Source organism: Stenotrophomonas sp. SrG, from assembly GCF_050031795.1.
Classification (GTDB): domain Bacteria; phylum Pseudomonadota; class Gammaproteobacteria; order Xanthomonadales; family Xanthomonadaceae; genus Stenotrophomonas; species Stenotrophomonas rhizophila_A.
Genome location: NZ_JBNBBE010000012.1, coordinates 4,492 through 27,582 on the forward strand (window position 1 = coordinate 4,492; position 23,091 = coordinate 27,582).

Annotated in this window: 25 protein-coding genes; 10 read left to right on the plus strand and 15 right to left on the minus strand. The window is 67.0% G+C overall.

Features of this window, described 5'->3' with window-relative positions; all coding sequences use genetic code 11:
- Positions 1-78: 78 nt before the first annotated feature.
- Entirely contained in the window at positions 79-768 is a 690-nt protein-coding gene (locus ACQG3P_RS12400; protein ID WP_426805228.1) for a glutathione S-transferase N-terminal domain-containing protein, read from the minus strand.
- A 107-nt stretch (positions 769-875) separates the two neighbouring features.
- Between ACQG3P_RS12400 and ACQG3P_RS12405 the strand changes: the two genes are divergently transcribed.
- On the plus strand, positions 876-1,511 hold the full coding sequence (locus ACQG3P_RS12405; RefSeq protein ID WP_068854385.1) for a TIGR00645 family protein: 636 nt from the start codon (positions 876-878) through the stop codon (positions 1,509-1,511).
- A gap of 157 nt (positions 1,512-1,668) precedes the next feature.
- Complete coding sequence (locus tag ACQG3P_RS12410) at positions 1,669-2,685, plus strand: energy transducer TonB (RefSeq protein WP_282243358.1); 1,017 nt, start codon at positions 1,669-1,671, stop codon at positions 2,683-2,685.
- 139 nt (positions 2,686-2,824) lie between these two features.
- Here the strand turns inward: ACQG3P_RS12410 and ACQG3P_RS12415 are convergent, their stop codons facing one another.
- From ACQG3P_RS12415 to ACQG3P_RS12435, 5 genes are all read right to left on the minus strand, one after another.
- Entirely contained in the window at positions 2,825-4,009 is a 1,185-nt protein-coding gene (locus ACQG3P_RS12415) for an ABC transporter permease (RefSeq protein WP_426805229.1), read from the minus strand.
- The gene (locus ACQG3P_RS12420) at positions 4,006-4,752 is read right to left on the minus strand and encodes an ATP-binding cassette domain-containing protein (protein ID WP_068854388.1); all 747 of its coding nucleotides are present in this window, start codon (positions 4,750-4,752) and stop codon (positions 4,006-4,008) included. The genes ACQG3P_RS12415 and ACQG3P_RS12420 overlap by 4 nt, the downstream gene beginning before the upstream one ends.
- Positions 4,749-6,260, minus strand: coding sequence for an alpha/beta hydrolase (locus tag ACQG3P_RS12425; protein WP_426805230.1), 1,512 nt, complete (start codon positions 6,258-6,260; stop codon positions 4,749-4,751). Before ACQG3P_RS12425 ends, ACQG3P_RS12420 begins: the two co-directional genes overlap by 4 nt.
- A 230-nt stretch (positions 6,261-6,490) precedes the next feature.
- Positions 6,491-6,721, minus strand: coding sequence for a hypothetical protein (locus ACQG3P_RS12430; protein ID WP_426805231.1), 231 nt, complete (start codon positions 6,719-6,721; stop codon positions 6,491-6,493).
- A complete protein-coding gene (locus tag ACQG3P_RS12435) occupies positions 6,718-7,071 on the minus strand; it encodes a SymE family type I addiction module toxin (protein WP_426805232.1) in 354 nt (117 codons plus the stop codon). Before ACQG3P_RS12435 ends, ACQG3P_RS12430 begins: the two co-directional genes overlap by 4 nt.
- Positions 7,072-7,659: 588 nt before the next feature.
- Between ACQG3P_RS12435 and ACQG3P_RS12440 the strand changes: the two genes are divergently transcribed.
- Positions 7,660-8,775 carry a hypothetical protein gene (locus tag ACQG3P_RS12440; protein WP_426805233.1) on the plus strand — a complete coding sequence of 372 codons (1,116 nt, stop codon included), beginning with the start codon at positions 7,660-7,662 and terminating at the stop codon, positions 8,773-8,775.
- A 25-nt stretch (positions 8,776-8,800) separates the two neighbouring features.
- Here ACQG3P_RS12440 and ACQG3P_RS12445 read toward each other — a convergent pair whose 3' ends face one another.
- From ACQG3P_RS12445 to ACQG3P_RS12455, 3 genes are read right to left on the minus strand one after another with little or no spacing between them, the layout of a single operon-like run.
- On the minus strand, positions 8,801-9,109 hold the full coding sequence (locus tag ACQG3P_RS12445; RefSeq protein WP_210131321.1) for a type II toxin-antitoxin system RelE/ParE family toxin: 309 nt from the start codon (positions 9,107-9,109) through the stop codon (positions 8,801-8,803).
- Positions 9,094-9,291, minus strand: a complete 198-nt coding sequence (locus ACQG3P_RS12450; RefSeq protein ID WP_095363222.1) for a hypothetical protein — start codon at positions 9,289-9,291, stop codon at positions 9,094-9,096. The genes ACQG3P_RS12445 and ACQG3P_RS12450 overlap by 16 nt, the downstream gene beginning before the upstream one ends.
- Before the next feature lie 55 nt (positions 9,292-9,346).
- On the minus strand, positions 9,347-10,096 hold the full coding sequence (locus tag ACQG3P_RS12455; RefSeq protein WP_083214238.1) for a ferredoxin--NADP reductase: 750 nt from the start codon (positions 10,094-10,096) through the stop codon (positions 9,347-9,349).
- 105 nt (positions 10,097-10,201) lie between these two features.
- On the opposite strand from ACQG3P_RS12455, the gene ACQG3P_RS12460 reads away from it, so the two are divergent.
- Genes ACQG3P_RS12460 through ACQG3P_RS12475 form a run of 4 tightly spaced genes read left to right on the plus strand, consistent with a single transcriptional unit; the run spans position 10,202 to position 13,829 of the window.
- Positions 10,202-11,161 (plus strand): ABC transporter ATP-binding protein, encoded by a 960-nt coding sequence (locus ACQG3P_RS12460; RefSeq protein WP_093532674.1) that lies wholly within the window; start codon positions 10,202-10,204, stop codon positions 11,159-11,161.
- Positions 11,158-11,958, plus strand: coding sequence for an ABC transporter permease (locus tag ACQG3P_RS12465; protein WP_068854422.1), 801 nt, complete (start codon positions 11,158-11,160; stop codon positions 11,956-11,958). The genes ACQG3P_RS12460 and ACQG3P_RS12465 overlap by 4 nt, the downstream gene beginning before the upstream one ends.
- A 54-nt stretch (positions 11,959-12,012) precedes the next feature.
- Positions 12,013-12,957, plus strand: a complete 945-nt coding sequence (gene panE, locus ACQG3P_RS12470; RefSeq protein ID WP_426805234.1) for a 2-dehydropantoate 2-reductase — start codon at positions 12,013-12,015, stop codon at positions 12,955-12,957.
- A 2-nt stretch (positions 12,958-12,959) separates the two neighbouring features.
- Positions 12,960-13,829, plus strand: coding sequence for an epimerase (locus ACQG3P_RS12475; RefSeq protein WP_426805235.1), 870 nt, complete (start codon positions 12,960-12,962; stop codon positions 13,827-13,829).
- A 165-nt stretch (positions 13,830-13,994) separates the two neighbouring features.
- On the opposite strand, the gene ACQG3P_RS12480 is transcribed toward ACQG3P_RS12475, so the two are convergent.
- Positions 13,995-14,810 (minus strand): TatD family hydrolase, encoded by an 816-nt coding sequence (locus ACQG3P_RS12480; protein ID WP_426805236.1) that lies wholly within the window; start codon positions 14,808-14,810, stop codon positions 13,995-13,997.
- Positions 14,811-14,891: 81 nt separating this feature from the next.
- On the opposite strand from ACQG3P_RS12480, the gene hrpB reads away from it, so the two are divergent.
- Positions 14,892-17,396: an ATP-dependent helicase HrpB gene (hrpB, locus tag ACQG3P_RS12485; protein ID WP_426805237.1), complete on the plus strand. Its 2,505-nt coding sequence runs from the start codon at positions 14,892-14,894 to the stop codon at positions 17,394-17,396.
- A 144-nt stretch (positions 17,397-17,540) separates the two neighbouring features.
- Positions 17,541-17,930: a hypothetical protein gene (locus tag ACQG3P_RS12490; RefSeq protein WP_068854427.1), complete on the plus strand. Its 390-nt coding sequence runs from the start codon at positions 17,541-17,543 to the stop codon at positions 17,928-17,930.
- A gap of 60 nt (positions 17,931-17,990) precedes the next feature.
- On the opposite strand, the gene ACQG3P_RS12495 is transcribed toward ACQG3P_RS12490, so the two are convergent.
- Entirely contained in the window at positions 17,991-18,527 is a 537-nt protein-coding gene (locus tag ACQG3P_RS12495) for a pseudouridine synthase (protein WP_426805238.1), read from the minus strand.
- Between the two features lie 147 nt (positions 18,528-18,674).
- Complete coding sequence (locus ACQG3P_RS12500; protein ID WP_068854429.1) at positions 18,675-19,526, minus strand: class I SAM-dependent methyltransferase; 852 nt, start codon at positions 19,524-19,526, stop codon at positions 18,675-18,677.
- Positions 19,527-19,698: 172 nt separating this feature from the next.
- Here ACQG3P_RS12500 and ACQG3P_RS12505 point away from each other — a divergent pair, with 172 nt between their 5' ends.
- Complete coding sequence (locus ACQG3P_RS12505; RefSeq protein WP_093532667.1) at positions 19,699-20,652, plus strand: aldo/keto reductase; 954 nt, start codon at positions 19,699-19,701, stop codon at positions 20,650-20,652.
- Between the two features lie 58 nt (positions 20,653-20,710).
- Here the strand turns inward: ACQG3P_RS12505 and ACQG3P_RS12510 are convergent, their stop codons facing one another.
- The 3 genes from ACQG3P_RS12510 to ACQG3P_RS12520 form a co-directional block, all read right to left on the minus strand.
- Positions 20,711-21,619 (minus strand): NAD(P)/FAD-dependent oxidoreductase, encoded by a 909-nt coding sequence (locus ACQG3P_RS12510; protein ID WP_426805239.1) that lies wholly within the window; start codon positions 21,617-21,619, stop codon positions 20,711-20,713.
- Entirely contained in the window at positions 21,609-22,061 is a 453-nt protein-coding gene (locus ACQG3P_RS12515; RefSeq protein WP_426805240.1) for an Rrf2 family transcriptional regulator, read from the minus strand. The genes ACQG3P_RS12510 and ACQG3P_RS12515 overlap by 11 nt, the downstream gene beginning before the upstream one ends.
- A gap of 70 nt (positions 22,062-22,131) precedes the next feature.
- Positions 22,132-23,034 carry a LysR family transcriptional regulator gene (locus ACQG3P_RS12520; RefSeq protein ID WP_068854433.1) on the minus strand — a complete coding sequence of 301 codons (903 nt, stop codon included), beginning with the start codon at positions 23,032-23,034 and terminating at the stop codon, positions 22,132-22,134.
- Positions 23,035-23,091: the final 57 nt, after the last annotated feature.

The following is a 23,091-nucleotide window of genomic DNA, read 5'->3' on the forward strand; positions in this document are numbered from 1 at the left end:
TCCAGGAGTACCGGGCGCTCCGGGCAGCCGACTGACAGTCGGCTCTACCGCGGCAGATCGGCGGCGATGCCGCCTGGTTTACCGCTGGCCGAACAGGTGCTTGCGCTCTTCGTCGCTCAAGGGCTTGCCGGCGTCCGGGTTCACTTTCTGCTTCAGCGCATAGGCCCGCTGGGTCGCGGGGCGCGCGGCGATCGCGTCGTGCCAGCGCTTCAGGTTCGGGAACGCGGCGAAATCGGCCGGCAGCTTGTCGTACGCACCGATCCAGGGGTAGCTGGCCATGTCGGCGATGCTGTAGTCGTCGCCGCCCAGGTAGGCGCTGCTGGCCAGGCGCTTGTCCATCACCCCGTGCAGGCGGCGCACTTCGTTGCCGTAGCGCTCGATGGCATACGGAATCTGCTCCGGCGCATACACATTGAAATGGCCCATCTGGCCGCTCATCGGGCCCAGCCCGGCCATCTGCCAGAACAGCCATTCCAGCACCGCCACCCGGCCGCGGGTGTCGGCCGGCAGGAATTTCCCCGTCTTCTCGGCCAGGTACAGCAGGATCGCCCCGGACTCGAACACGCTCTGCGGCGCGCCCCCGTCGGTGGGCTGGTGGTCGACCAGCGCCGGCATCTTGTTGTTGGGGGAGATGGCGAGGAATTCGGCCTTGAACTGGTCGCCGCTGCCGATGTTCACCGGCTTGATGGTGTACGGCAGGCCCAGCTCTTCCAGCAGCAGGGTGACTTTGTGGCCGTTCGGGGTAGGCCAGTAGTACAGATCGATCATGACAGGACCCAGCGGTTCAGGAATCCCGAGTCTAGTGCGTCAGCTGGCTTGGCAGGGTCATGCCGGCCCGCTACTCTGCGGCGTCCCCCGCAACGCAGCATCCCAGCATGAGCTCGACCGAAAAGCCCATCAGCCCCCTGTCGTCCCTGATCTTCGCCTCGCGCTGGCTGCAGCTGCCGCTGTACCTGGGCCTGATCCTGGCGCAGTGCGTCTACGTGTTCCTGTTCGGCAAGGAGCTGTGGCACCTGGTCCACAAGGCCAACACCATGGGCGAGCAGGAAATCATGCTGCTGGTGCTGGGCCTGATCGACGTGGTGATGATCTCCAACCTGCTGGTGATGGTGATCGTGGGCGGCTACGAGACCTTCGTTTCGCGCCTGCGCCTGGAAAACCACCCGGACCAGCCGGAGTGGCTGAGCCACGTCAATGCCAGCGTGCTGAAGGTGAAGCTGGCGCTGTCGATCATCGGCATCTCCTCGATCCACCTGCTCAAGACCTTCATCGGCGCCGGCAACCTGGACGGCCTGCCGGCGTGCAACAGCCCGGAGTACGTCACCGCGGTGCTGGATGCCGTGGCCAAGTACGGCCCGGCCGTGGAAGCCTCGTTCAAGTGCTCCACCATGACCGGCAGCGGCGTGATGTGGCAGACCATCATCCACGCCGCATTCATCCTGTCGGCCATCGGCATTGCCTACACCGACAAGCTGATGGCCCACACCCCGAGCAAGTCGCTGGCGCACTAAGCGCCCGCCCTGCCCGCCCCGGCCCTGCAAAGCAGGGCGCGGGGATGCTAGATTGGGCACCTGCTGCACCGCGCCGGACGCTGGGAAACGTACCGGGGCTTCGGTCGGCCTGACCGCATCAGGCCTTACGTATCGTCGTTCTTCAAAGGGGAGTTGGATGTCGCACGTCAACACGAACACCAAGGCGCGCCTGCTGGTGCCGCTGACCCTGGTGGTGGCTCTGGCCGCCTGCTCGGGCAAGGACGAAACGGCTCCGGCCGCGCCGACCGCACCGGCTGCCACGGCCGCCGCACCTGCCGCCGCGCCGCCGGCGCCGGCGGTTTCGGCCAAGGTCCAGTCAATGGGGACCGAGGAACTGCGTGACCTGGCCAGCAAGGCCCTGCGCGAAAACCGCATGTACGGCCCGGCCGGCGACAACGCCATGGAGTACTACCTGGCGCTGCGCGAGAAGACCCCGGACGATGCCTCGATCAAGAGCGCGTTGTCGGACCTGCTGCCGTACACGCTGATTGCCGCCGAGCAGAGCCTGACCCGCGAGGACTTCACCGAAGGCCAGCGCCTGGTGGCGCTGATCGAGAAGGTGGACCCCACCGCACCGGCGCTGCCGCGCCTGAAGTCGGGCATCACCAACGGCATGCAGACCGCCCTCAAGCGCACCCAGGAAGAGACCGACAAGGTCAAGAAGGACGCTGAGAACAAGGTCAAGCTGCTGGCCGACCAGCAGCGCCAGCAGCAGGCCACCGAAGCGGAAGCGGCCAAGCAGATCGCTGCGCAGCAGGATGCCGCCCGCCGCGAAAGCGAGCGCCAGGACACCGAGCGCCAGGCAGCGGCCCGCCGCGAAGCCGAACAGCGGCAGCAGGCTGCCGCTGCCGCCCAGGCCGCTGCTGCCCGCCAGCCCACCGCCGCACCGGCCGCCGCCGCCGCCCTGCGTCCGATCAGCACCCCGGCGCCGCGCTACCCGACCGACGCACTGCGCGCCGGTACCTCGGGCGAAGTGCTGGTGGAGATCACCGTGGGCACCGACGGTTCGGTCACCAGCTCGCGCGTGCTGCGCGCCACCCCGGCACGCATCTTCGACCGCGAGGCGCTCAACGCGGTCAAGCGCTGGAAGTTCGAACCGGTCAGCGCCCCGGTCACCACCCGCCGCACGCTGTCGTTCGCGCCGGGCGGTTGATCCACGATTGATGGGCAAAAAGAAAAACCCCGGAGCGATCCGGGGTTTTTTGTTGCCGCCGTATCGACCAACGGTCGATACCTACCGGCTGCCGTGGCGGTAGGTACCGACCGTTGGTCGGTACACAGCCGCCCGGAAATCAACCGGAGATCGCGAGGCGCTCCTGGTGGTAACGGCGTACGGCGGCGAACCACAGCAGTGCGGCCAGGCCGAAGCCTGCCACCAGGTACACCGCCCACATCTGCGGGCTGATCGGTTCGTGGCGGATGATCTTCAGCAGCATCTGGTTCTGCGCCAGGAACGGCACCGCCAGCTGCCACAGCTCGGACTTCACCGGGTACACCATCAGCGCGTAACCGGGCAGCATCGGCAGCAGCATCAGCCAGGTCATGTGGCTCTGCGCCTCCTTCATGCTCTTGGCCGCTGCCGAGAGGAAGGTCAGCAGCGAGGTGCCGATGAACAGGATCGGCATCATCACGAACAGCATCTGCAGCATCGACAGCAGGCCCATGTTGAGCTGCCGCGCCGCTGCACCGGTGGACAGCTGCGCGCTGAGCTTGAACGCCGCCAGCGTGAGCAGCAGCGACACCACGCCCACCACGCAGGCGGCGGCGATCTTGCCGCTGACGATGGCGCTGCGCCGGGCCGGGGTGGCCAGCAACGGTTCCAGCGACTGCCGCTCACGCTCGCCCGCGGTGGTGTCCATCACCAGGTAGGCACCGCCCAGGAACGAGGTGATGGTGAGCAGGATCGGCAACAGCAGCGACAGCATCACACCGCGCTTGGCCTCGGCCGTGGCCAGGTCCTGGGTGGCCACGTCCAGCGGGCGTGCCACCTGCGCGTCGATACCGCGCGCCAGCAAGCGCAGCGCGCCCACCTGCTGGCTGTAACCGTTGAGGGCCGCCTTCAGGCGTGCGGTGGGAATGTCGGCATCGCGGCGGGTGCTGTCCTGCACGATCTCCACCAGTGCCGGGCGCCCCTCTGCCCAGTCCTTGCCGAACTCCGGACTGATGCGCAGGGCGATGTCGATCTTCTGGTCACGGATCTCCGCGGTCAGGTCCTTCGGCGGGTCCACCGCGTTGAGTCCCTGCGAGGCCAGGAAGCGCACCAGGTTGGGGGCGTGCTCGCGGCCGATGGTGGGAATGTCCAGCGGGGTGTCGATCTGGGTCTTGAACCGGGTCTCGGCCAGCTTGCCCATGCCCAGGATCAGCACCGGGTACAGCAACGGCCCGAGCAGCAGGGTGAGCGCCAGGGTACGGCGGTCACGCGAGAGATCGCGCAGTTCCTTGCGCATGACGGTCAACAACGTGGCAAACGCGCTCATGCGTGCAGTCCTTCTTCATTGCCGATCGCCTTCACGAAGGCATCTTCCAGGTTCGCTTCGCCGGTCAGCGCGCGCAGTTCATCGGCCGTGCCGGCAGCCATCACCGTGCCCTTGGCAATGATCACGATCGTGTCGCACAGCGCGGCCACCTCCTGCATGATGTGGCTGGAGAAGATCACGCAGCGGCCTTCGTCGCGCAGCTCGCGCAGGAAGCCACGCAGCGCGCGGGTGGTCATCACGTCCAGGCCGTTGGTGGGCTCGTCCAGGATCACGTTGCGTGGGTCGTGCACCAGCGCGCGCGCAATGGCGGTCTTGGTGCGCTGCCCCTGGGAGAAGCCGTCGGTCTGGCGGTCCAGGATGTCTTCCATGTCCAGCGCCTTGGAGAGCACCTTGGTGCGCTCGCGGATGTGCGCGGCACTCATGCCGTGCAACTCGCCGAAGTAGGCGATGTTCTCGCGCGCGGTCAGCCGCTTGTACACGCCGCGTGCGTCGGGCAGCACGCCCAGGCGGCGACGGACCTCCACCGGGTGGGTGGCCACGTCCAGTCCATCCACCAGCACCCGGCCCTGGTCGGGTGACATCAGGGTGTAGAGCATGCGCATGGTGGTGGTCTTGCCGGCGCCGTTGGGGCCGAGCAGGCCGGTGATGCGACCGTCCTCGGCCTGGAAGCCGACGTTGTCCACTGCCTTGATCAGGCCGGTCTTGGTCTTGAACGCTTTATGCAGGTTCTCGGCGACGATCATGGTTCCCATCCGTTGAACGAGGTGAAGGCCGGCACCGCGGTGAGGGTATCCAGGCAGGAGGCGTCGAGTGCCTTGGCGTCGGCCTTGTCCATGAACTGCGCCAGCAGCCGCGGCATACAGCCGGCACCCAGGGTGCCATGGCCTTGGCCCTTGGCCACGATGTGGCGGCCGTTGGGCAGGTGCTTGAGCACCTGTTCTGCGTAACGCGGCGGGGTGACCGGGTCGAATTCGCCCGACAGCAGCAGCACCGGCACGTCCGTGCTCAACGGCGCGGTGAAGTTCTTCGGGCGCGTGCCCACGTTCCACACCGGGCAGGCGGCGAAGAACATGCGCGCCACTTCCGGGCCGAGCAGGCGGTCGCCGGCCGGCGCTTCCTGGTAGCGGTCGGCGTCTTCGGCGCAGATCACCGACCACTGCATGCCCTGGTTCATCTGCCCGGCCATGTTGCGCGTGGCCAGGCTGTTGAGCGACATCAGCGGCGCGTAGCGGCCCTGCGCGGCTTCGTCCAGCACCACCGGCAGCAGCGAGGACAGTTCCGGCATGTACGAGAACATGAAGGCCAGGCTGGTCACGGTGTTGGCGCTGATCGGATCGCGGCGTACCGCGGCGGTGCCCGGGTCACGGTACTCCACCTCCACCGGGGCCTTGGCCAGCGTGGTCATCACGTTGCGCAGCTGGGTGCGGGTATCGACCGGGAAGCGCTTGGCGCAGGCGGCGTCCTTGCGGCACTGGGCGGATTGCAGCTCGATCGCCGATTCGAAGGTGTTGGCGAAATCGCCGCCCACCGCCAGGTCGTTCGGCGCCACCCCGTCGATCACCACCGCACGGGTGTGCTGCGGGAAGCGCGCGGCGTACTGCTGGGCCACGCGGGTACCGTAGGAACCGCCGACCAGGTTGATCTTGTCCACGCCCAGCGCAGCACGCACCGCGTCCAGGTCACCAATGGCCTGGGTGGTGGTGTAGAAGCGGGTGTCGGCACGCTCGGCCACCGCGGCAGCGCAGCGGGTGGCGAACTCGGCGATCACTTCGGGCGTGGCCGCCGCGTTCTCGTCGAACGAAAGCTCCTTGCCGTCGGCATCCACGCAGCTGAGCGGGTTGGATTTGCTGGTGCCGCGCTGGTCCACCAGGATGATGTCGCGCTTCTTGCGCACGTCGCGCAGCGACTGGTTGATGATGGCCGCCACCTGCGTGGCGGACTGGCCCGGCCCGCCGGCCAGGAAGAACACCGGGTCCTGCTTGCCCTCGCCTTCGTTGGCGGTATCCAGCAGGGCGATGTTGAGCCCGATCTTGCGGCCAGTGGGCGCATCGGGGTTCTCGGGCACCTGCAGGGTGGCGCACTCGGCTTCGACGTTGTTGCTGGCCTGGGCGCTGGTAAGGGTGCAGGGCTTGAACGTCAGTGTTCCGTACTGGCGCTCGGCTCCTTCCGGCGGTGCACCCGGAGTGGCCTGGCAGGCCGCCAGCAGCAGAAACGCCGCGCTGGTGGCCAGGGGACGGCAGGAAAGTCGCATTTCGATCGCATCCTGGATTGAAGGGTCTCAGCATGCCATGACGGATGGGCGGGCTGGATGTGACATGCCCGATTCGACGAGGGAATTCGTCCCTGCGCCAGCGCGAGGAGACCGACCAGGATAGGGTGCTGAACTTGCCGGAGACGGGCCCGTAACCGGATTTGCATTGGTGCGTGGTGCGAACACTTACGTGGCAACGCGCTCCGGGTAGCGGTGGCGTTGCTACCTCTTCACCGGGAGCACTGCCGGTTCGGCTGCCTCGTCGCTTCACCTTCCAGCGGGAAGCAATCGCCCCAGACCTCAATATCAAGGCCATTGAGGTTCCGATCCAGGGACACGCAGTTCTGGATCAACGACCGGAGCACGTAGCTGGGTGATCGTTCGCTGCGCCACGCGGAGAGTTGGAAGGCGCGGCGTAGAGCGGGATCCACCTTCACCCGCAAGTAGACCTGCTTCTTCATGGGATGACGTCCTCGGGCAGGAACTGCCCCAGGTCGGCGTTGACCTCGCCGTGGAAGATCGTGCGTTCCACGAACCTGGGCACCCGTGGGTCTTCCACCGCTGGCGTGCCCAGCAGCTTGATGGTGATGACGCCAGCGCAGGCTTCAATCTGCAGCTTGCGGCCCACGTTGAAGCCCATCTGCCGCAGCCACTGGCCGCGGATCTTGAGGTAGGGAACCTTCAGCTCTTCGTGGAAGTGTGCGGGTGGCGTGCACGGCGGGGATTGCGTACGGCGTTCGCGTGCGCGCCGGGCAATCGCGGATTGGGAAGGGTAGTCGTTGTAGCTGTCGTCGGGTAGTTGACTTTTCATGGTCTGCCTCCAGCAGGAAGATCCCTCGCCGGGATGGCGAGGGAGTCGGGAGGTTAGAAACCGTAAAACACGAAAACTCGGCGGGCGTATTTCCACGAGGGTGTTGTATTAGCCACCCTCCCGACGCAGGACATCCAATTCTCGTGTTTTTGGAGTTTCTACGCTCCGGAACACACCATGCGTGCCGCTGCCAGCGATGGGAAATTGTTTGTGCTTCTTGATTTCCCGACTTCGGTAGGCAAAACCTTCTCCATGACGCATATGGCGCTGAAAGCGCAGCTACCAACAGTCAGGGCATATGAACTAGCGGAGTTCAGTAGGAACAATCCATCGTACTCATGCTCGCGTTCATCAGCGCGCGTCAGAAGACGAGTGCGCGCACGGGGCAAGCGTTCCCTGAGTTCGGACATGCTCCCGAATTGCGAGCCATGTGTAGGGATACCGCATGACCGAGCGAAACTGTGCGCCCGGCCTGCTGTAGGCGTGTCTGGCCCAGCGGTTCTGGGGGCGGCGTCACGGCAGTGGGACGTGAATTATGGCATCTTATGATTGAAATCATAATTATGGGTTTCCCCATAAATTCCCATAATGAATACTCTTGCCGATATCCACTACTTCCCTCGTGCAGACCTCGTCCACGCCATCCATCAGGCGCTTGGCTCCGGGCTCACGCACGCCATCACCATGTTCGCCGCGCGGCGTATGGGGAAGACCCTCTTCGTGAGGAACGACCTCGTCCCGGCGGCTGAGGCGTGGGGCTGGCGGGCGTGCTACATCGACCTTTGGGTCAGGCGGGACCATCCGGAAGTAGCTCTGGTGGAGGAGCTGGAAGCCGCCGCGCGGCCCAAGGGCCTTTTGTCCAAGGCCATCAAGCCTGACAAGGTGACCGCCAAGGCGGCTTACGCGGGATCAGGGGTACACGCCGAGTGGACAAAGACGGGTGCGCAAGCTGACCTGCAAGGCAGGCTCAGAACCGCAATGCAGAATCTGGCGCAGGCCAGCAACAAGCCGGTTCTGCTCATCCTGGATGAATTCCAGACGCTCGCTGCCGGAATGCACGAGGATTTCGTCGCCTGCTTCCGCGCTTCGATGCTTGAGCTGCAGCCGAAGTTGAAACTCTTCTTTACGGGATCCTCCCGCGACGCACTCAATGAAATGTTCCGCAAGCGTAGAGCGCCGTTGTTTGATGCGGCGCTTTCATTGCCTCTGCCGCAGCTGGGCGACGACTTTGTGGCCAACCGCGGCCACATCTTTGCGCAGATAACCGGACGCAAGGTTGATCAGGTGGAGTTGGCCAGGGTCTTCGAACGCATTGCCCGGGTGCCGCTCTACCTCAACCAGATCATCCTGCACATGGTGGTTGGCATCATATCGGACCCGTGGGATGGCCTGCGCCGCTGGCAGCACGAGATAGGCGAAACCGGTCTACGCGAGCAGTGGCTGAGGTTGAAACCGATCGACAGGATCATCCTGCAACACCTGGCTACCCAACAGCCGGAGAGCCTGTTCAGTACGGACTTCAGCGCCATGGTCACGGATCGACTGGAAGAGAAGAACGCGTGCAACCCCCAGCGGGTTCAAACCGCCGTCAATCGACTGGTGAAGAACCTGGTGCTGGCACCCAAGGGTGAAAAGGGCGAGTACGAGATCGAAGACCGCGCGTTGGCAACGCACCTCGCGAGTGGGTCGATTCCAGCCCGCTGAAGCTCCCAGCGCATATGCCCGAACGTCAGCCGCCCAGCCGCTCGTCGACAGAATCAAGCAGTCTCCTACCGTGAAGGACTGCGAGTACTGCAATCTGGTCAGCACGAATTTCGTAAATGACTCGATAGCTGTAGAGGAAGCGCTCTCGCAGGCTTGTACGGCCAACCTCTGGCACTACCCTACCCGCAAAGGGATGGACCTCAATCACATTGCCCAGCTCAAACAGCGCTTCGATGATCCGTCTGGCGTGGCGCGGGGAGTCTCGTGCAATGAACTCTGCGATGGCGTCGATATCTTCGAGCGCCTCGCTCGTCCAGTTCAGCGGTCCAGCCATTTACCCAGCCGCTCGCGCGCCTGTTCTGTGGTGTGGACCCGGCCAGCATCCACATCCGCGCGGCCGCGCTGGATCTTCTCCAATACATAGACGTGGTACTGGATGTCTTCAAGCGTGGAATCGTCCGGCAGTTGATTCAGCAACTGGGCGACTTCCTGCTTGGCAGTCACGGGGGGCGTCATGGCGGTAGCTCCGGATCTGATGGGGCCATTCTAGCCCCCTTACTCCAGCCCAGCGTCACTTGCTGCTGACGTACTTCTCCCGCCGCACCTGCGGCGTCGGCAAGCCCGCTTCCTTCAGCGCCTCGAACGTCGCATCCACCATGTCCGGGTTGCCGCACAGGTAGGCGATGTCGGTGGCCGGGTTCGGGGCGAATTCGGCCAGGTGCTGCTGCACGTAGCCGTGGCGGACGTCCGGGTGCGGGTTCTCAGGGAGCTCGCGGGACAGGCACGGCACGTAGCGGAAGCCCGGGTGGGCGGCGGCGAAGGCGTAGAAGTCTTCGCTGTAGAGCAGCTCTTCCGGGGTCCGGGCGCCCTGCAGCAGCACCACTTCCACCCCGCGCTCGGCCATGGCGGTGGCCAGCAGCGGCAGCATGGAGCGGTACGGGGTGACCCCGGTGCCGGTGGCGATGAGCAGGTAGCGGGCGTTGTGGTCGCCCGGCATCAGGCAGAACCGGCCGAACGGGCCGCTGGCGGTCACGTGGCCGCCCAGGTCCAGGCCCTCGAACAGGGCCGTGGCGGCGCCGCCGGGCACAAAGCTGACTGCAATATCAACGGCTTCGCCGGGGGCCATGGCGTGGTCGTGGATGGTGGCCAGGGAGTAGCTGCGCTTGGTGGCGGTGCCGTCGGCGTACTCGAAATGGACCTGGATGAACTGTCCGGGCTGGAAATCCAGCGGTTGGCCGTCATCACGCAGGAACTGGTAGTGGCCGACGGTGGGGGCCAGCATGCGCCGGTCGATCAGCTTGAGGGGGAATTGAACAGGCACGAATTTGGGAAACAGTGTGTAGCCGGGGCAGACCCTCGGGGCCTTCTATAATAGCCGCTCCCCCGCCCCTATCCAGCGCCGTCCCATGGGCGCGAAGGCAAGAGCTTGGCATCCCAGAACACTCCCGCGACCAGTACCGCCCCCGCCCTGCGGGTGCGCGACCTCCGCAAGACCTATGACAACGGCACCCAGGCCCTGAAAGGGGTTTCGCTGGACGTTGCCCCGGGCGACTTCTTCGCGCTGCTGGGCCCGAACGGGGCCGGCAAGTCCACCCTGATCGGGATCATCAGCTCGCTGGTGAACCTCAGCGAGGGCCAGGTGGAGGTATTCGGCAGCGACCTGGTGCGCAACCGCAGCGCCACCATGCGCCTGATCGGCCTGGTGCCACAGGAAATCAACTTCAACCTGTTCGAGAAGCCCTTCGACATCCTGGTCAACTACGCCGGCTTCTACGGCGTGGCCCGTGCCGAGGCCGAGAAGATGGCCGAGGAAGAGCTCAAGCGCGCCCATCTGTGGGAAAAGGCGCAGGTGATGAGCCGGACGCTGTCGGGCGGCATGAAGCGCCGGCTGATGATCGCCCGGGCGATGATGACCCGCCCGCGCCTGCTGATCCTGGATGAGCCCACCGCGGGCGTGGATATCGAGATCCGCCGCGACATGTGGCGGGTGCTGAAGGAGATCAACGCGGCCGGCACCACGATCATCCTCACCACCCATTACCTGGAAGAGGCCGAGCACCTGTGCCGCAACCTGGCGATCATCAACCACGGCCAGATCGTGACCCAGGGGCCGATGCGCGAGCTGCTGGCCAAGCTGGACGTGGAAGGCTTCCTGTTCGATATCGACGGTGAGCTGCCGACGCAGCTGCCGGTGATCGAGGGCACCACGATGGTGGCCATCGACGGGCACACGCTGGACGTGGACATGCCGCGCGCGATGGATCTGAACCGGGTGTTCGCGGCGCTGAACGCGTCGGGCATCCGGGTGCGGTCGATGCGGACCAAGAGCAACCGCCTTGAGGAGCTGTTCGTGCGCCTCACCGGCAACCAGGAGAACGCGGCATGAGCAGCACCCCGACCCCGGTCCTGACCGACGGCCAGCGCAACCGGATTGCGCTGATGACGATCGTGCGCCGCGAAGTGGCGCGCATCCTGCGCATCTGGGGCCAGACGCTGGTGCCGCCGGCGATCACGATGACGCTGTACTTCCTGATCTTCGGCGGGCTGATCGGCTCGCGCGTGGGCGAGATGGGCGGCTACAGCTACATGCAGTTCATCGTGCCGGGCCTGGTGATGATGAGCGTGATCCAGAACAGCTACGGCAACATCAGTTCGTCGTTCTTCGGGGCGAAGTTCGGGCGGCACGTGGAAGAGCTGCTGGTGAGCCCGATGCCGAACTGGGTGATCCTGTGGGGTTACGTGGCCGGTGCGGTGCTGCGCGGGTTGATGGTGGGCGTGATCGTGCTGCTGATCGCGATGTTCTTCACGCCGGTGCGCATTCCGCACCCGCTGGTGACGCTGACCACGGTGCTGCTGGGCGCGACGATCTTCTCGCTGGCCGGTTTCATCAATGCGGTGTACGCCAAGAAGTTCGATGACGTGGCAATCGTGCCCACCTTCATCCTGACCCCGCTGACCTACCTGGGCGGCGTGTTCTATTCGGTGAAGCTGCTGCCGACGTGGGCGGAAGCGGCCACGCACGCGAACCCGATCTTCTACATGGTGAACGCGTTCCGCTACGGCCTGCTGGGTACGAGCGACGTGCCGCTGTGGGTGGCGTATGCGCTGATGATTGGTTTCGTGGTGGTACTGACCGCGCTGGCGCTGTGGCTGCTCAAGCGCGGCGTGGGTATGCGGAGCTGACCTGCCCCGGTAGCGCCGGCCATTGGCCGGCCCTCGAAGTCGTTGGAGAAACGCATGCGCATACTAGTATTGGGTGCCGGTGGTACCGGCGGTTACTTCGGCGGTCGCCTGGCCCAGGCGGGGGTCGACGTGACCTTCCTGGTCCGCCCTGCCCGCGCTGCTCAGCTGGACAGCGAGGGCCTGGTGATTCGCAGCCCGCTGGGTGATGCGAGCTTCCCGGTAGCCCACGTGACTGCCGATGCGCTGCCTGCGCTTGCCGCAGAGCAGCCCTTCGATCTAGTGATCCTGAGCTGCAAGGCCTACGATCTGGACAGCGCCATCGAGGCGATTGCACCTGCGGTGTCCTCGCGTACGACGGTGCTGCCGATCCTCAACGGGCTGCGCCACTACGCGGCACTGGATGCGCGCTTTGGCCGCGATGCGGTGCTGGGTGGGCTGTGCTTCATCAGTGCGACCAAGGCCGCCGATGGGGCGGTGCTGCACCTGGCGCCAGCGGCGAAGCTGACCTTTGGCGAGCGTGATACGCCCGGCAACAGTGCGCGGGTACTGGCGCTGGCGGCGGCGTGCGTCCAGGCCGGAGTGGACCATGTGGCCAGCGATGCCATTGGGCAGGAGCAGTGGGTCAAGTACACGTTCCTGACCACGCTGGCGGCGGCAACCTGCCTGATGCGGGCGGATGTGGGCACGATCGTGGCCACGCAGGATGGCGCGGAGATCGTGCGCGGGCTGTATGCCGAATGCCTGGCGGTGGCCGAGGCAGCGGGTGAGCCGATTCCGGAGAAGGCGCAGGCCGTGGCACTGGCGGCGACCACGCAGGAAGGTTCCGCGCTGAAGGCGTCGATGCTGCGCGATCTCGAGGCCGGCCAGCAGGTGGAGGCCGAGCAGATCGTGGGCGACATGCTGGTGCGGGCACGCGCGGCCGGCCAGGCGGCGCCGCTGCTGGCGGTGGCGTATGCGCATCTGCAGGCTTACCAGCGCCAGCGCCAGCGCGCGGGCTGAGCATGGCTGCCGGCGCTGCACCGACGCGGGTTCTGGTGCTGGGGCTTGGCTACAGCGGGCGGCACGTGGCGGCGCTGTTACGGGCCCAGGGTGTGGCCTGCAGTGGCACGGTGCGGGAGCCGGAGGCGGCGCCCGACGATGGTGTTGTCCGCCACCGGCTGGTGGCGGGGCAGCCTGTTGATGATGCGCTGCGTGAGGCCATCCGCAGCGCGGAGGCGGTGATCTGTACGGTGCCGCCCGATGTGGGCGGCGATCCCGCATTGCGGCTGGTGGCTGCGGCGTTGCGGGAGAGCCCGGCACTTCGCTGGGTGGGCTATCTCTCTTCAACGGCGGTGTACGCCGACCGCGAGGGCGGCTGGATCGACGAGACATCGGTGGCCGATGCGGTGGATGACACGGCACGGCGGCGGTTGCTGGCCGAGGCGCAGTGGTGCGGGTTTGCGCGGGACAAGGGCGTGGCGTCTGCCTTGTTCCGCCTGCCGGGGATCTATGGGCGCGGGCGCAATGCGCTGGTTCAACTGGCGGAAGGCCGCGCGCGGCATGTGCTGCGGCCGGGGTTGGTGTTCAACCGGCTGCATGTGGAGGATCTGGCGGCGGTCGTTGTTGCCGCGATGGGTCACCCCGGTGAGGCGCTGTATCTACCTGCCGACGACGAGCCGGCGCCGCCGCAGGACGTGCTGGCGTTCGCGGCGGAGCTGGGTGGGTTCGCAATGTCACCTGCGGTGGCGTGGGACGACCCGTCGGTAAGCCCGGCGTTGCGGCGATTCTACGCAAGCAACAAGCGCATCAACAGCCGGGGCACGCGCGAAGCGTTGGGGTGGAAACCGAAGTTCGCCACATACCGCGAAGGCCTTCAGGACGCCATCCGGTAGGGTTGGTTCCCGAACAACCGCCGATAGGAGTGATCGGTGCTTTGACGCATTGACCTCTCCGGCGACGTGCCTTCGCCATCGCTCATGCCTTCTACGGCCTGCCCATTGGTATCGGCGGTCGATCCGGATGCGACCCTACCAAGGCAGCGACACGGCAGGCCCGGGTCAGCGCGCGTCTGGCAGGCGGAAGAACGCGCGCGTCGCTGCGGTGGCGTTCGCTGCGGTCAGCTCCACATCCTCGCCGCGATCCCGCGCCAGTTCCTCGACGATATGCGCCAGGAACATCGGCTCATTGCGCCGATCCTTCGGCATCGGCTTCAAACTGCGCGGCAGCAGGTACGGCGCGTCGGTTTCAATCATCAGCCGCTCGGCCGGAATGTGCTTCACCAGCTCGCGCAGGTGCGCGCCACGGCGCTCGTCGCACAGCCAGCCGGTGATGCCGATGTACCAATCCTGGTCCAGGTAATCGAACAGCTCCTGGCGCTCGCCGGTGAAGCAATGCACCACCGCGGCGCCGATGCGGCCGTCGAAGTTCTTCATCTGCGCCATGAAATCGGCATGCGCGTCGCGCTGGTGCAGGAACAGCGGCTTGCGCTGTCCATCGGCAGCGCGCACCTCGCTGGCCAGCTGCAGCTGGCGCTCGAAGGCACGGTGTTGGGCCGGGCGCGGGGCGAAATCGCGGAAATAGTCCAGGCCGCACTCGCCCACCGCCACCACTTCGGCGTGGGCGTGCAGCGCGCGCATTTCGGCATCGCATTCGTCGGTGTATTCCACCGCGTGGTGCGGGTGCACGCCGGCGGTGGCGTACAGGAAGCCCGGGTGCTGGCGCGCCAGGTCGAGGGCCATCGGCGAATGCTCGCGGCTGGCGCCGGTCAGCACCATCTGCACCACGCCCGCCTCGCGGGCGCGGGCCAGCACGGCATCGCGGTCGCGGTCGAAGGAATCGTGGGTGAGGTTGGCGCCGATATCGATCAGTTGCATGGGGCAGCTACAGGGCAATGAATCGCGCCATTGTAGCCCGGCCGGCTCGCCGGCCCTGCCGCCGGCCCGTATCCTTGCGCCATGAGTACGCCGAGTTTTCCGATTTCCGGGCTGCTGCCGCAGATCGCCACGCAGCTGGCCACGCACCCGCGCCTGGTGCTGGAAGCGCCCCCTGGCGCAGGCAAGACCACCCAGGTGCCGCTGGCGCTGCTGGACGCGCCGTGGCTGGAAGGCCGGAAGATCATCATGCTGGAACCCCGCCGGGTGGCCGCGCGCAGCGCCGCGCAGTTCATGGCGCGGCAGCTGGGGGAAGAGGTCGGCGGTACGGTGGGCTACCGCATCCGGTTCGAGAACAAGGTGTCCGCGCGCACCCGGGTGGAGGTGGTCACCGAGGGCATCCTCACCCGCATGCTGCAGGACGACCCGATGCTGGACGGCGTGGGCGCGCTGCTGTTCGATGAATTCCATGAGCGCCACCTGGCCGCCGATCTGGGGCTGTCGCTGGCGCTGGATGTGCAGGCGCAATTGCGCGAGGACCTGCGCATCGTGGTGATGTCGGCGACGCTGGATGGCGAGCGGCTGGCGCAGTTTCTGGACGCCCCGCGCCTGAGCAGCGCCGGCCGCAGCTTCCCGGTGGCGGTGAGCCATTTCCCGGCCCGCCGCGACGAATCGCTGGAAGCGCAGGCGCGGCGCGCGGTGGAGCAGGCCTTGGCCGAGCACCCCGGGGATGTGCTGGTGTTCCTGCCGGGCCAACGCGAGATCGCGCGCACCCAGGCCGCGCTGGAACAGGCGTTGCCGGCCGATATCCAGGTGTTGCCGCTGCACGGCGAGCTGCCGGTGGAGCAGCAGTCGCGCGTGCTGCAGCCCGATCCGCAGGGCCAGCGCCGGGTGGTGCTGGCCACCAACGTGGCCGAATCCTCGGTGACCCTGCCCGGGGTGCGCGTGGTGGTGGATGCGGGGCTGGCGCGCGAGCCGCGCTATGACCCCAACAGCGGTTTTTCGCGGCTGGACGTGGTGAACATCGCGCAGGCCTCGGCCGACCAGCGCGCCGGCCGCGCCGGGCGCGTGGCCGAAGGCTGGGCCTGGCGGCTGTGGCCGCAGTCGCAGCGGCTGGAAGCGCAGCGCCGGCCGGAGATCGCACAGGTGGAGCTGGCCGCGCTGGCGCTGGAGCTGGCTGCCTGGGGCAGCGAGGACCTGCGTTTCGTGGATGCGCCGCCGGTGGGCGCGATGGCCGCCGCGCGCGAGCTCCTGCAGCGGTTGGGTGCGCTGGGCGATAGCGGCGCGCTCACCGCACTGGGCCGGCGCATGCTCACGCTGGGCACGCACCCACGGCTGTCGGCGATGCTGCTGGCGGCCGGCAACGGCACCGAGCAGGCGCTGGCCTGCGACCTGGCCGCGCTGGTGGAAGCGCGGGATCCGCTGCGCCACGGCGGCGATGCGTTGGCCGCGCGGTGGCGGGCGCTGGCCGCATTCCGGCAGGGACGCGTGCCGCAGGACGCCAATCGCGGCGCGCTGGCGGCCATCGATGCGGCCAGCAAGCAATGGCGGCGGCGCCTGCGCTGCGACACCACGCCGCCGTCTTCAGTGGAGGCCCACCAGCTGGGCGATCTGCTGGCGCACGCCTTTCCGGACCGGATCGCGGCCCGGCATCCCACCGATCCACTGCGCTACCTGTTGGCCAATGGGCGCAGCGCGCGCCTGTTCGACCCAAGCGACCTGCGCGGTGAGCCGTGGCTGGTGGCGGTGGAACTGCGCTACGAAGCCCGCGATGCGCTGCTGCAGCGCGCCGCGCCGGTGGATGAGAACCGCCTGCGCCGGGATTTCCCGCAGCGCTTCCAGCAGCAGGACGTGGTGCGCTGGGACGCGGACAAGCGGGCGCTGGTGGCGCGCCGCGAAAGCCGCTTCGATCGCATCGTGCTGGACAGCCGCTCGGCCGGTCGGGTGGATCCGGCGCAGGCCGCGCAGGCGCTGACCGAGGCGGTGCGTGAGCTGGGACTGGAGGCATTGCCGTGGACCGACGGCCTGCGCCAGTGGCAGGCGCGAGCGCTCTCGCTGCGTGCGTGGATGCCGGAGCTGGAACTGCCGGAGGTGTCCGATGCGGCGCTGATGGAGACGCTCACGACATGGCTGACGCCGGCGTTCAATGGCAAGACGCGCCTGGATGCGCTGGATGAGTCCACGCTGGGCGAGGCACTGAAATCGCCGATGCCGTGGGCGCAGCGCGAGCTGATCGACAGGCATGCGCCGGTGCGTATCGCGGTGCCCTCGGGCATGGAGCGGCCGATCACGTATGCGCTGGAGGCCGATGGCAGCACGCCGCAGCCACCGGTGCTGGCGGTGAAACTGCAGGAGCTGTTCGGGCTGGCCGATACGCCACGCATCGCCGATGGCCGCGTGCCGCTCACGCTGCACCTGCTGTCGCCCGGCGGCCGCCCGCTGCAGGTGACCCAGGACCTGCGCAACTTCTGGGCCAACACCTATGCCGAGGTCAAAAAGGAGATGAAGGGGCGCTACCCACGGCATCCGTGGCCGGATGATCCGTGGACCGCCAGCGCCACCCATCGCGCCAAGCCGCGCGGGACATAACGCCGGCTGACCGTGCGCCGCTTGTCCACCTGAATGGATCGCGCGGTTTGGTTATCGTCGTGACCATGCCGTGCCTGGTGGATAACACGCCCTACACGGCCCCCGCGCGACACTGGATTTCGAACCGAGGCAAAGGACCCCCCAATGAGCAGACTGACCGTGATTACCGACCGCGCCCTGGAGCGTGCACTGGATCTGGCAAGCAGCGCAGGCGATGGCCTGAAGCACGCCGGCAGCAACCTGCGCCACCTCGGCCCGCAGGCGACGGACTGGATCAAGACCGGTGCGGCGCTGGGTGCGGTGAAGACCGGCAGCAAGGTGGCCGCGAAGGCCGTGCGCCGTAATCCGGCGGCAACCATCGCCGTGGCCGCGGTAGGTGTAGGCCTGCTGGGCTACGCGCTGTACCGCAAGCAGCAGAAGAAGAAGCTGGCCAACGGCAGCGTGGTGAATGGGCAGGCCGAGCGCATCAGCGCGCGCAACCGCCGCAACACCACGGTGGTGGATGAGCACAGCGATATCGGCAGCGATGCCTGATCCATCAGGCACGTTGCAGTAGACGAAAACCGCCGGTATGTCCGGCGGTTTTTGTTTGGATCAATCGATCCGCCGCCACTGGCCGGGCTGCAGGTCCTCCAGCCGGTGCGGGCCCATCGCCACGCGCACCAGCCGCAGCGTGGGCAGGCCGACCGCCGCCGTCATCCGCCGCACCTGGCGGTTGCGCCCTTCGCGCAGGGTGATGGCCAGCCATGCATCAGGCACGGTCTTGCGGAACCGCACCGGCGGCGTGCGCTCCCACAACGTTGGGGTTTCCAGGTACTCCACGCGTGCGGGCAGGGTCGGGCCGTCGTTCAACTGCACGCCCCTGCGCAACGCCTGTACCTGCTCGTCGGTCGGCGCGCCTTCCACCTGCACCCAGTAGGTCTTGTCTTCCTTGTGGCGCGGGTCCGTCAGCCGATGTGCCAGCCTGCCGTCGTCGGTGAGCAGCAGCAGGCCCTCACTGTCGTAGTCCAGGCGACCTGCCGCGTATACGTCAGGCGGCAGGCCGAAGCCGGCCAGGGTCGCGCGTGGCGGCTGGCTGCTGTCGGTGAACTGGCACAGGACGTTGAAGGGCTTGTTGAAGGCGATCAGCATGGGGCGGGACAGAAGTGACGAGGTGTCATTGTCCCATTACACGGCTTCGGACGTCGTGGTACCGACCAACGGTCGGTACCTACCGCTATCTCAACCGGTAGCGCACGACCGTTGGTCGTGCGCCCGCGTACCGGGCAGGGCCCGGCACTACTTCACGAAACGAAGGGTCATGCGGTCGCTTTCACCGATCGCCTTGTACTTGGCATCATCGGCGGCGTCGTGGTTGTTCACCGGCGGCAGGGTCCACACGCCGTTCGGGTGGTCCTTGGTATCGCGCGGGTTGGCGTTGATCTCGCTGCTGCCGGCCAGTTTGAAGCCGGCCGCTTCGGCCATGGCGATGACCTGGGCCTGGCCCACGTAGCCGCTCTTGTCGTCGGCCGGCACGTCGGCCTTGGCACGGTGTTCGACCACGCCGAGCACGCCACCGGGCTTGAGCACGCTGTAGAAGCCCTTGAACATGCCTTCGGCCTGGTTGGCGCTGCGCCAGTTGTGCACGTTTCGGAAGGTCAGCACGACATCGGCGGAGTTGTCGGGGCCGAACTTGGGGGCTTTGGGGTCGTAGCCCACGATCTTGGCCTTGTCGTAGAGCGCCGGGGTGCCGGCGAACTTCTTTTCCAGCCCGTCGCGACCGCGCTGCTGGTAATCGCGGGCCTTGCCTTCAGCAACCGCCATCGGGTCGACCACCGCCGCGACGTAGGTGCCCTTGTCTCGCAGCAGCGGGGCGAGGATTTCCGAGTACCAGCCGCCACCGGGGGTGATTTCCACCACGGTCTTGCCCGGTTCCACGCCGAAGAACGACAACGTCTGCGCCGGGTGCCGGTAGGCGTCGCGCTTCACGTTGTCCGGCGTGCGGCCCTTGCCGTCGACGGCAGCCTGGACGGCGGCGGTGATGGCGGGCTGGGCGTTGGGGCCGGCTGGCTTGATGGCCATGGCGGGGGCGGCAAGCAGCAGCGTGGACACGGTGAACAGGCAGGCACAGCTGAGCGAACGGGCTTTCATCGGATCACCTACGGTGGCGGGATGCGGCGAGCCTAGCAGTCGCGATGTCAAAGGTGTTCACAAAACGTTAGTGCAGTGCAGCGAAGCGGAACACTGTTTTGTGGCCCGCGCCGCAGCGGTGTCATGGGCAGGCACTTATGCTGTGACATTGGATTTGACTGGAGGATTGCCCATGACTGCACCGCGCGAACTCGGCCGTTCCGGCCTGAAAGTGCTTCCCATCGCGTTCGGCGGCAACGTCTTCGGCTGGGGCGCGGACGAGAAGACCTCGTTCGCCCTGCTCGATGCGTTCGTCGATGCCGGCTACAGCCTGGTCGATACCGCCGATGTGTATTCGGCCTGGGTGCCCGGGAACAAGGGCGGTGAATCGGAAACGATCCTGGGCCGCTGGTTCCAGCGCAGCGGCAAGCGCGACAAGGTGGTGCTGGCCACCAAGGTGGCCAAGTGGGCCGAACACCCGGGGCTGTCCGCCGACAACATCAGCGCGGCCGTGGAAGATTCGCTGCGCCGCCTGCAGACCGATGTCATCGATCTCTACCAGGCGCACGAGGATGACGAGTCCACGCCGCTGGAAACCACGCTGGCCGCGTTTGGCCGGTTGATCGAACAGGGCAAGGTACGTGCGATTGGCGCCTCCAACTACAGCGCCGAGCGGCTGCAGGCCGCGTTGAAGGTATCGGCGGACTACAAGCTGCCCCGCTACGAGACGCTGCAGCCGGAGTACAACCTGTATGACCGTGCCGGTTACGAAAGCGGGCTGGAAGCGGTGGCGCGCGAGCACGGGCTGGGCGTGATCAGCTACTACTCGCTGGCCAGCGGCTTCCTCAGCGGCAAGTACCGCAGTGCCGATGATGCGGCCAAGAGCAGCTCGCGCGGCAGCAGCGTGGTGGCCAAGTACGTCAATCCGCGTGGCCTGCGCATCCTGCAGGCGCTGGATGACGTGGCCGGCACCTACAACGCGACCCCCGCCCAGGTCGCCATTGCCTGGTTGATCGCCCGCCCGGGCATCACCGCGCCGATCGTCAGCGCGACCCGCGTGGATCAACTGCACGACGTCCTCGCCGCTGCCCAGGTAGACCTGACCGCCGAAGACATCGCACAGCTGGAAAGCGCCAGCGCCGCCTGACCACGCCTCCGGAATAGACCGCACCAGCAACGGCCACCCCAGGGTGGCCGTCGCTGCATCACCCCACCACTGCCCCATCCTCGGCCACCAGCGCGTGATGCATGCTGACCCCGGCGCGCACGCCCTCCGCACTGGCCAGCGTGATGTTGCCCATCAACGTTGCGTCACCCGCCGCGTAGACACCGGGCACCGTGGTCTGCTTCTGCGCATCCACCCGAACCAGCACACCGACCGGGCTCTCTTCCAGTTCACAGCCGAGCTGCTCCACCAGCTGCGAACCCATTTCCTGGCGCGCACTGACGAACAGCGCGCGCAGGTCGATGTGGCGTCCATCGGCCAGCAAGGCCCCACTCAACTGCGGCGGATCGCCTTCCAGTGCCACCACCGTTTCCGTTTCGATGTGCACTCCGCGCCGCTGCAGCGTGCCCAGCTGCTCGTCGTCCAGTGCCATGCCCTGCGTGAAAAAGGTGACCTGGCCCCAGTCGGCGATCAGCGCGGCCATGATCGGCGACATCGGATGTCCCCCCAGCAGCCCGATCGCGCCACCGCCCACTTCATAGCCATGGCAGTACGGGCAGTGCAGCACGCTGTGGCCCCAGCGTTCGGCGAGGCCGGGCAGTCCGGGCAACACATCGCGGATGCCGGTGGCCAGCAGCAGCTTGCGCGCCGCCCATGTATCCCCGGCCGCCGTGCTTACCGCGAAACCATCCACGGTCGGCTGCGCGTCGGTGGCGGTGTCGTTGGCCCAGCGCACGCTGGGGTAATCCAGCAGCTGTGCCTTGGCCTGGCGCAGCAGGTCGCCGCCGGAGATGCCATCCAGACCCAGCACGCCGTGCGAGTGGCTGGAGAAGCGGTTGCGCGGCAGCCCGCTGTCGATCACCAGCACGCTGCGGCGCGCACGCGCCAGCATCATGGCGGCGGAGAGCCCGGCGAAACTGCCGCCGACGATCACGGCATCAAAGGTCATGCGGAACTCCCTTGCTGTGCTGTGCCAGGTGCTGGGCAAAAGCGTCGCCCAGGGTCGCCAGCGTGGTGGCATGCAGGCGCTGTTCGAGCAGTGCCTGCGCCTGTTGGTAGCTCTCATCCAGCGCGGCATTCACCACCTGCTGCACCGGGCAGCCGCGCCCGGTTTCGCGCGCGCCGGTATGCAGCAGCGCCGGCGAGCCGATGGCGAGATAGACGTCGTGCAGGGTGATGGTGGCCGGGTCGCGCGCCAGCTGGCTGCCGCCACCATGGCCGCGGGCGGTGCGGACCAGCCCGCCCTTGTGCAACGCGGCGAGCAGGCGGCGGATCACCACCGGGTGGGTCGGCAGGCAGGTAGCGAGCTGTTCGGAGGTGCGCGGCCCGTCCTGGCCGACCAGATGGGCCATGATGTGGAGCGCGTCGGAGAATTGATTGCTGGATTTCATGTAACGCCAATAGTTACATATTTTGCCAGCAACGAGTAGCGCCGGCCGTTGGCCGGCCCATGCACCGCTTTCAGCGGAGGAACGCCCGCCCGGTCATGGATTCGGCGAGATAATCCAGGAAGCTGCTGATCCGCGCCGAGACGGCGGTGTTGCGGTAGTACACGGCGTGGATGGGCTGGCGCACTTCCACGGTGAGCGCCGGCAGCACCTGCACCAGCGTGCCCGCATCGCGGTCGCGGTGGGTCATGAAGTCGGACAGGCAGACCACGCCCGCGCCCTCCAGCGCCAGCCGGCGCAGGGTTTCGCCGCTGGACACGGCCACCGCCGGGCGGATGTGCAGCAGCGCGTCGGTGCGCCCGGGCAGCGGCCAGTGGTTGAGCGAATCCGGTTCGTTGAAGCCGAGCAGCGCGTGGCCGTCCAGTTCTTCAACCGTCTTCGGCGTGCCGTACTGGGCGAGGTAGGCCGGGCTGGCCAATACGCGAAGGCGGCTGTGCGCGAGCGGGCGCGCGTGCAGGGTGGAATCGGCCAGCGGGCCAATGCGGATGGCGACGTCGGTGCGGCGTTCGAGCAGATCGATGTAGCGCTCGCTGCTGTTGAGCTCCAGCTGCACGTCCGGGTACAGCGCCCGGTACCCGGCAACCATCGGCGCGATGACGTGCAGCACGAACGGGGTGGCCGCATCCACGCGCAGGCGGCCGGCCGGGCGCTGCCGCCGCGCCGTCATGTGCTCTTCGGCCGCTTCCACCGAGGCCACGATGGCGCGTGCCTGGGCCAGGAAGGCATCGCCTTCTTCGGTGAGCTGAAGGCGGCGGGTGGTGCGGGTCAGCAGGGTGGTGCCCAGCTTTTCCTCCAGCCGGCCCAGCGCGCGGCTGACCCCGGAGGTGGTCTGGCCCAGTTCCTCGGCGGCGGCGGTGATCGAGCCGCTGTCGATGACGGCGATGAACGCCTGCATTTCGTCCAAGGTGGTCTTCATGGGCCCATTATTGACCATGAAGCAAGAGTCATTGGCGTGAAGACCGGTTTTTCCGCA

What these genes read in the sequence shown, in the direction of transcription:
- ACQG3P_RS12510 (WP_426805239.1), bottom strand. Translation starts at nt 21,619, where the DNA reads ATGACCTTTGATGCCGTGATCGTCGGCGGCAGTTTCGCCGGGCTCTCC.
- ACQG3P_RS12450 (WP_095363222.1), bottom strand. Translation starts at nt 9,291, where the DNA reads ATGACGCCCCCCGTGACTGCCAAGCAGGAAGTCGCCCAGTTGCTGAAT.
- ACQG3P_RS12425 (WP_426805230.1), bottom strand. Translation starts at nt 6,260, where the DNA reads ATGCGACTTTCCTGCCGTCCCCTGGCCACCAGCGCGGCGTTTCTGCTG.
- ACQG3P_RS12400 (WP_426805228.1), bottom strand. Translation starts at nt 768, where the DNA reads ATGATCGATCTGTACTACTGGCCTACCCCGAACGGCCACAAAGTCACC.
- ACQG3P_RS12435 (WP_426805232.1), bottom strand. Translation starts at nt 7,071, where the DNA reads ATGAAAAGTCAACTACCCGACGACAGCTACAACGACTACCCTTCCCAA.
- ACQG3P_RS12445 (WP_210131321.1), bottom strand. Translation starts at nt 9,109, where the DNA reads ATGGCTGGACCGCTGAACTGGACGAGCGAGGCGCTCGAAGATATCGAC.
- ACQG3P_RS12495 (WP_426805238.1), bottom strand. Translation starts at nt 18,527, where the DNA reads ATGCTGATCGCCTTCAACAAGCCCTTCAACGTCCTGTGCCAGTTCACC.
- ACQG3P_RS12405 (WP_068854385.1), top strand. Translation starts at nt 876, where the DNA reads ATGAGCTCGACCGAAAAGCCCATCAGCCCCCTGTCGTCCCTGATCTTC.
- ACQG3P_RS12515 (WP_426805240.1), bottom strand. Translation starts at nt 22,061, where the DNA reads ATGAAATCCAGCAATCAATTCTCCGACGCGCTCCACATCATGGCCCAT.
- hrpB (WP_426805237.1), top strand. Translation starts at nt 14,892, where the DNA reads ATGAGTACGCCGAGTTTTCCGATTTCCGGGCTGCTGCCGCAGATCGCC.
- ACQG3P_RS12415 (WP_426805229.1), bottom strand. Translation starts at nt 4,009, where the DNA reads ATGAGCGCGTTTGCCACGTTGTTGACCGTCATGCGCAAGGAACTGCGC.
- ACQG3P_RS12410 (WP_282243358.1), top strand. Translation starts at nt 1,669, where the DNA reads ATGTCGCACGTCAACACGAACACCAAGGCGCGCCTGCTGGTGCCGCTG.
- ACQG3P_RS12520 (WP_068854433.1), bottom strand. Translation starts at nt 23,034, where the DNA reads ATGAAGACCACCTTGGACGAAATGCAGGCGTTCATCGCCGTCATCGAC.
- ACQG3P_RS12430 (WP_426805231.1), bottom strand. Translation starts at nt 6,721, where the DNA reads ATGAAGAAGCAGGTCTACTTGCGGGTGAAGGTGGATCCCGCTCTACGC.
- ACQG3P_RS12500 (WP_068854429.1), bottom strand. Translation starts at nt 19,526, where the DNA reads ATGAAAGCCCGTTCGCTCAGCTGTGCCTGCCTGTTCACCGTGTCCACG.
- panE (WP_426805234.1), top strand. Translation starts at nt 12,013, where the DNA reads ATGCGCATACTAGTATTGGGTGCCGGTGGTACCGGCGGTTACTTCGGC.
- ACQG3P_RS12490 (WP_068854427.1), top strand. Translation starts at nt 17,541, where the DNA reads ATGAGCAGACTGACCGTGATTACCGACCGCGCCCTGGAGCGTGCACTG.
- ACQG3P_RS12440 (WP_426805233.1), top strand. Translation starts at nt 7,660, where the DNA reads ATGAATACTCTTGCCGATATCCACTACTTCCCTCGTGCAGACCTCGTC.
- ACQG3P_RS12475 (WP_426805235.1), top strand. Translation starts at nt 12,960, where the DNA reads ATGGCTGCCGGCGCTGCACCGACGCGGGTTCTGGTGCTGGGGCTTGGC.
- ACQG3P_RS12420 (WP_068854388.1), bottom strand. Translation starts at nt 4,752, where the DNA reads ATGATCGTCGCCGAGAACCTGCATAAAGCGTTCAAGACCAAGACCGGC.
- ACQG3P_RS12480 (WP_426805236.1), bottom strand. Translation starts at nt 14,810, where the DNA reads ATGCAACTGATCGATATCGGCGCCAACCTCACCCACGATTCCTTCGAC.
- ACQG3P_RS12465 (WP_068854422.1), top strand. Translation starts at nt 11,158, where the DNA reads ATGAGCAGCACCCCGACCCCGGTCCTGACCGACGGCCAGCGCAACCGG.
- ACQG3P_RS12505 (WP_093532667.1), top strand. Translation starts at nt 19,699, where the DNA reads ATGACTGCACCGCGCGAACTCGGCCGTTCCGGCCTGAAAGTGCTTCCC.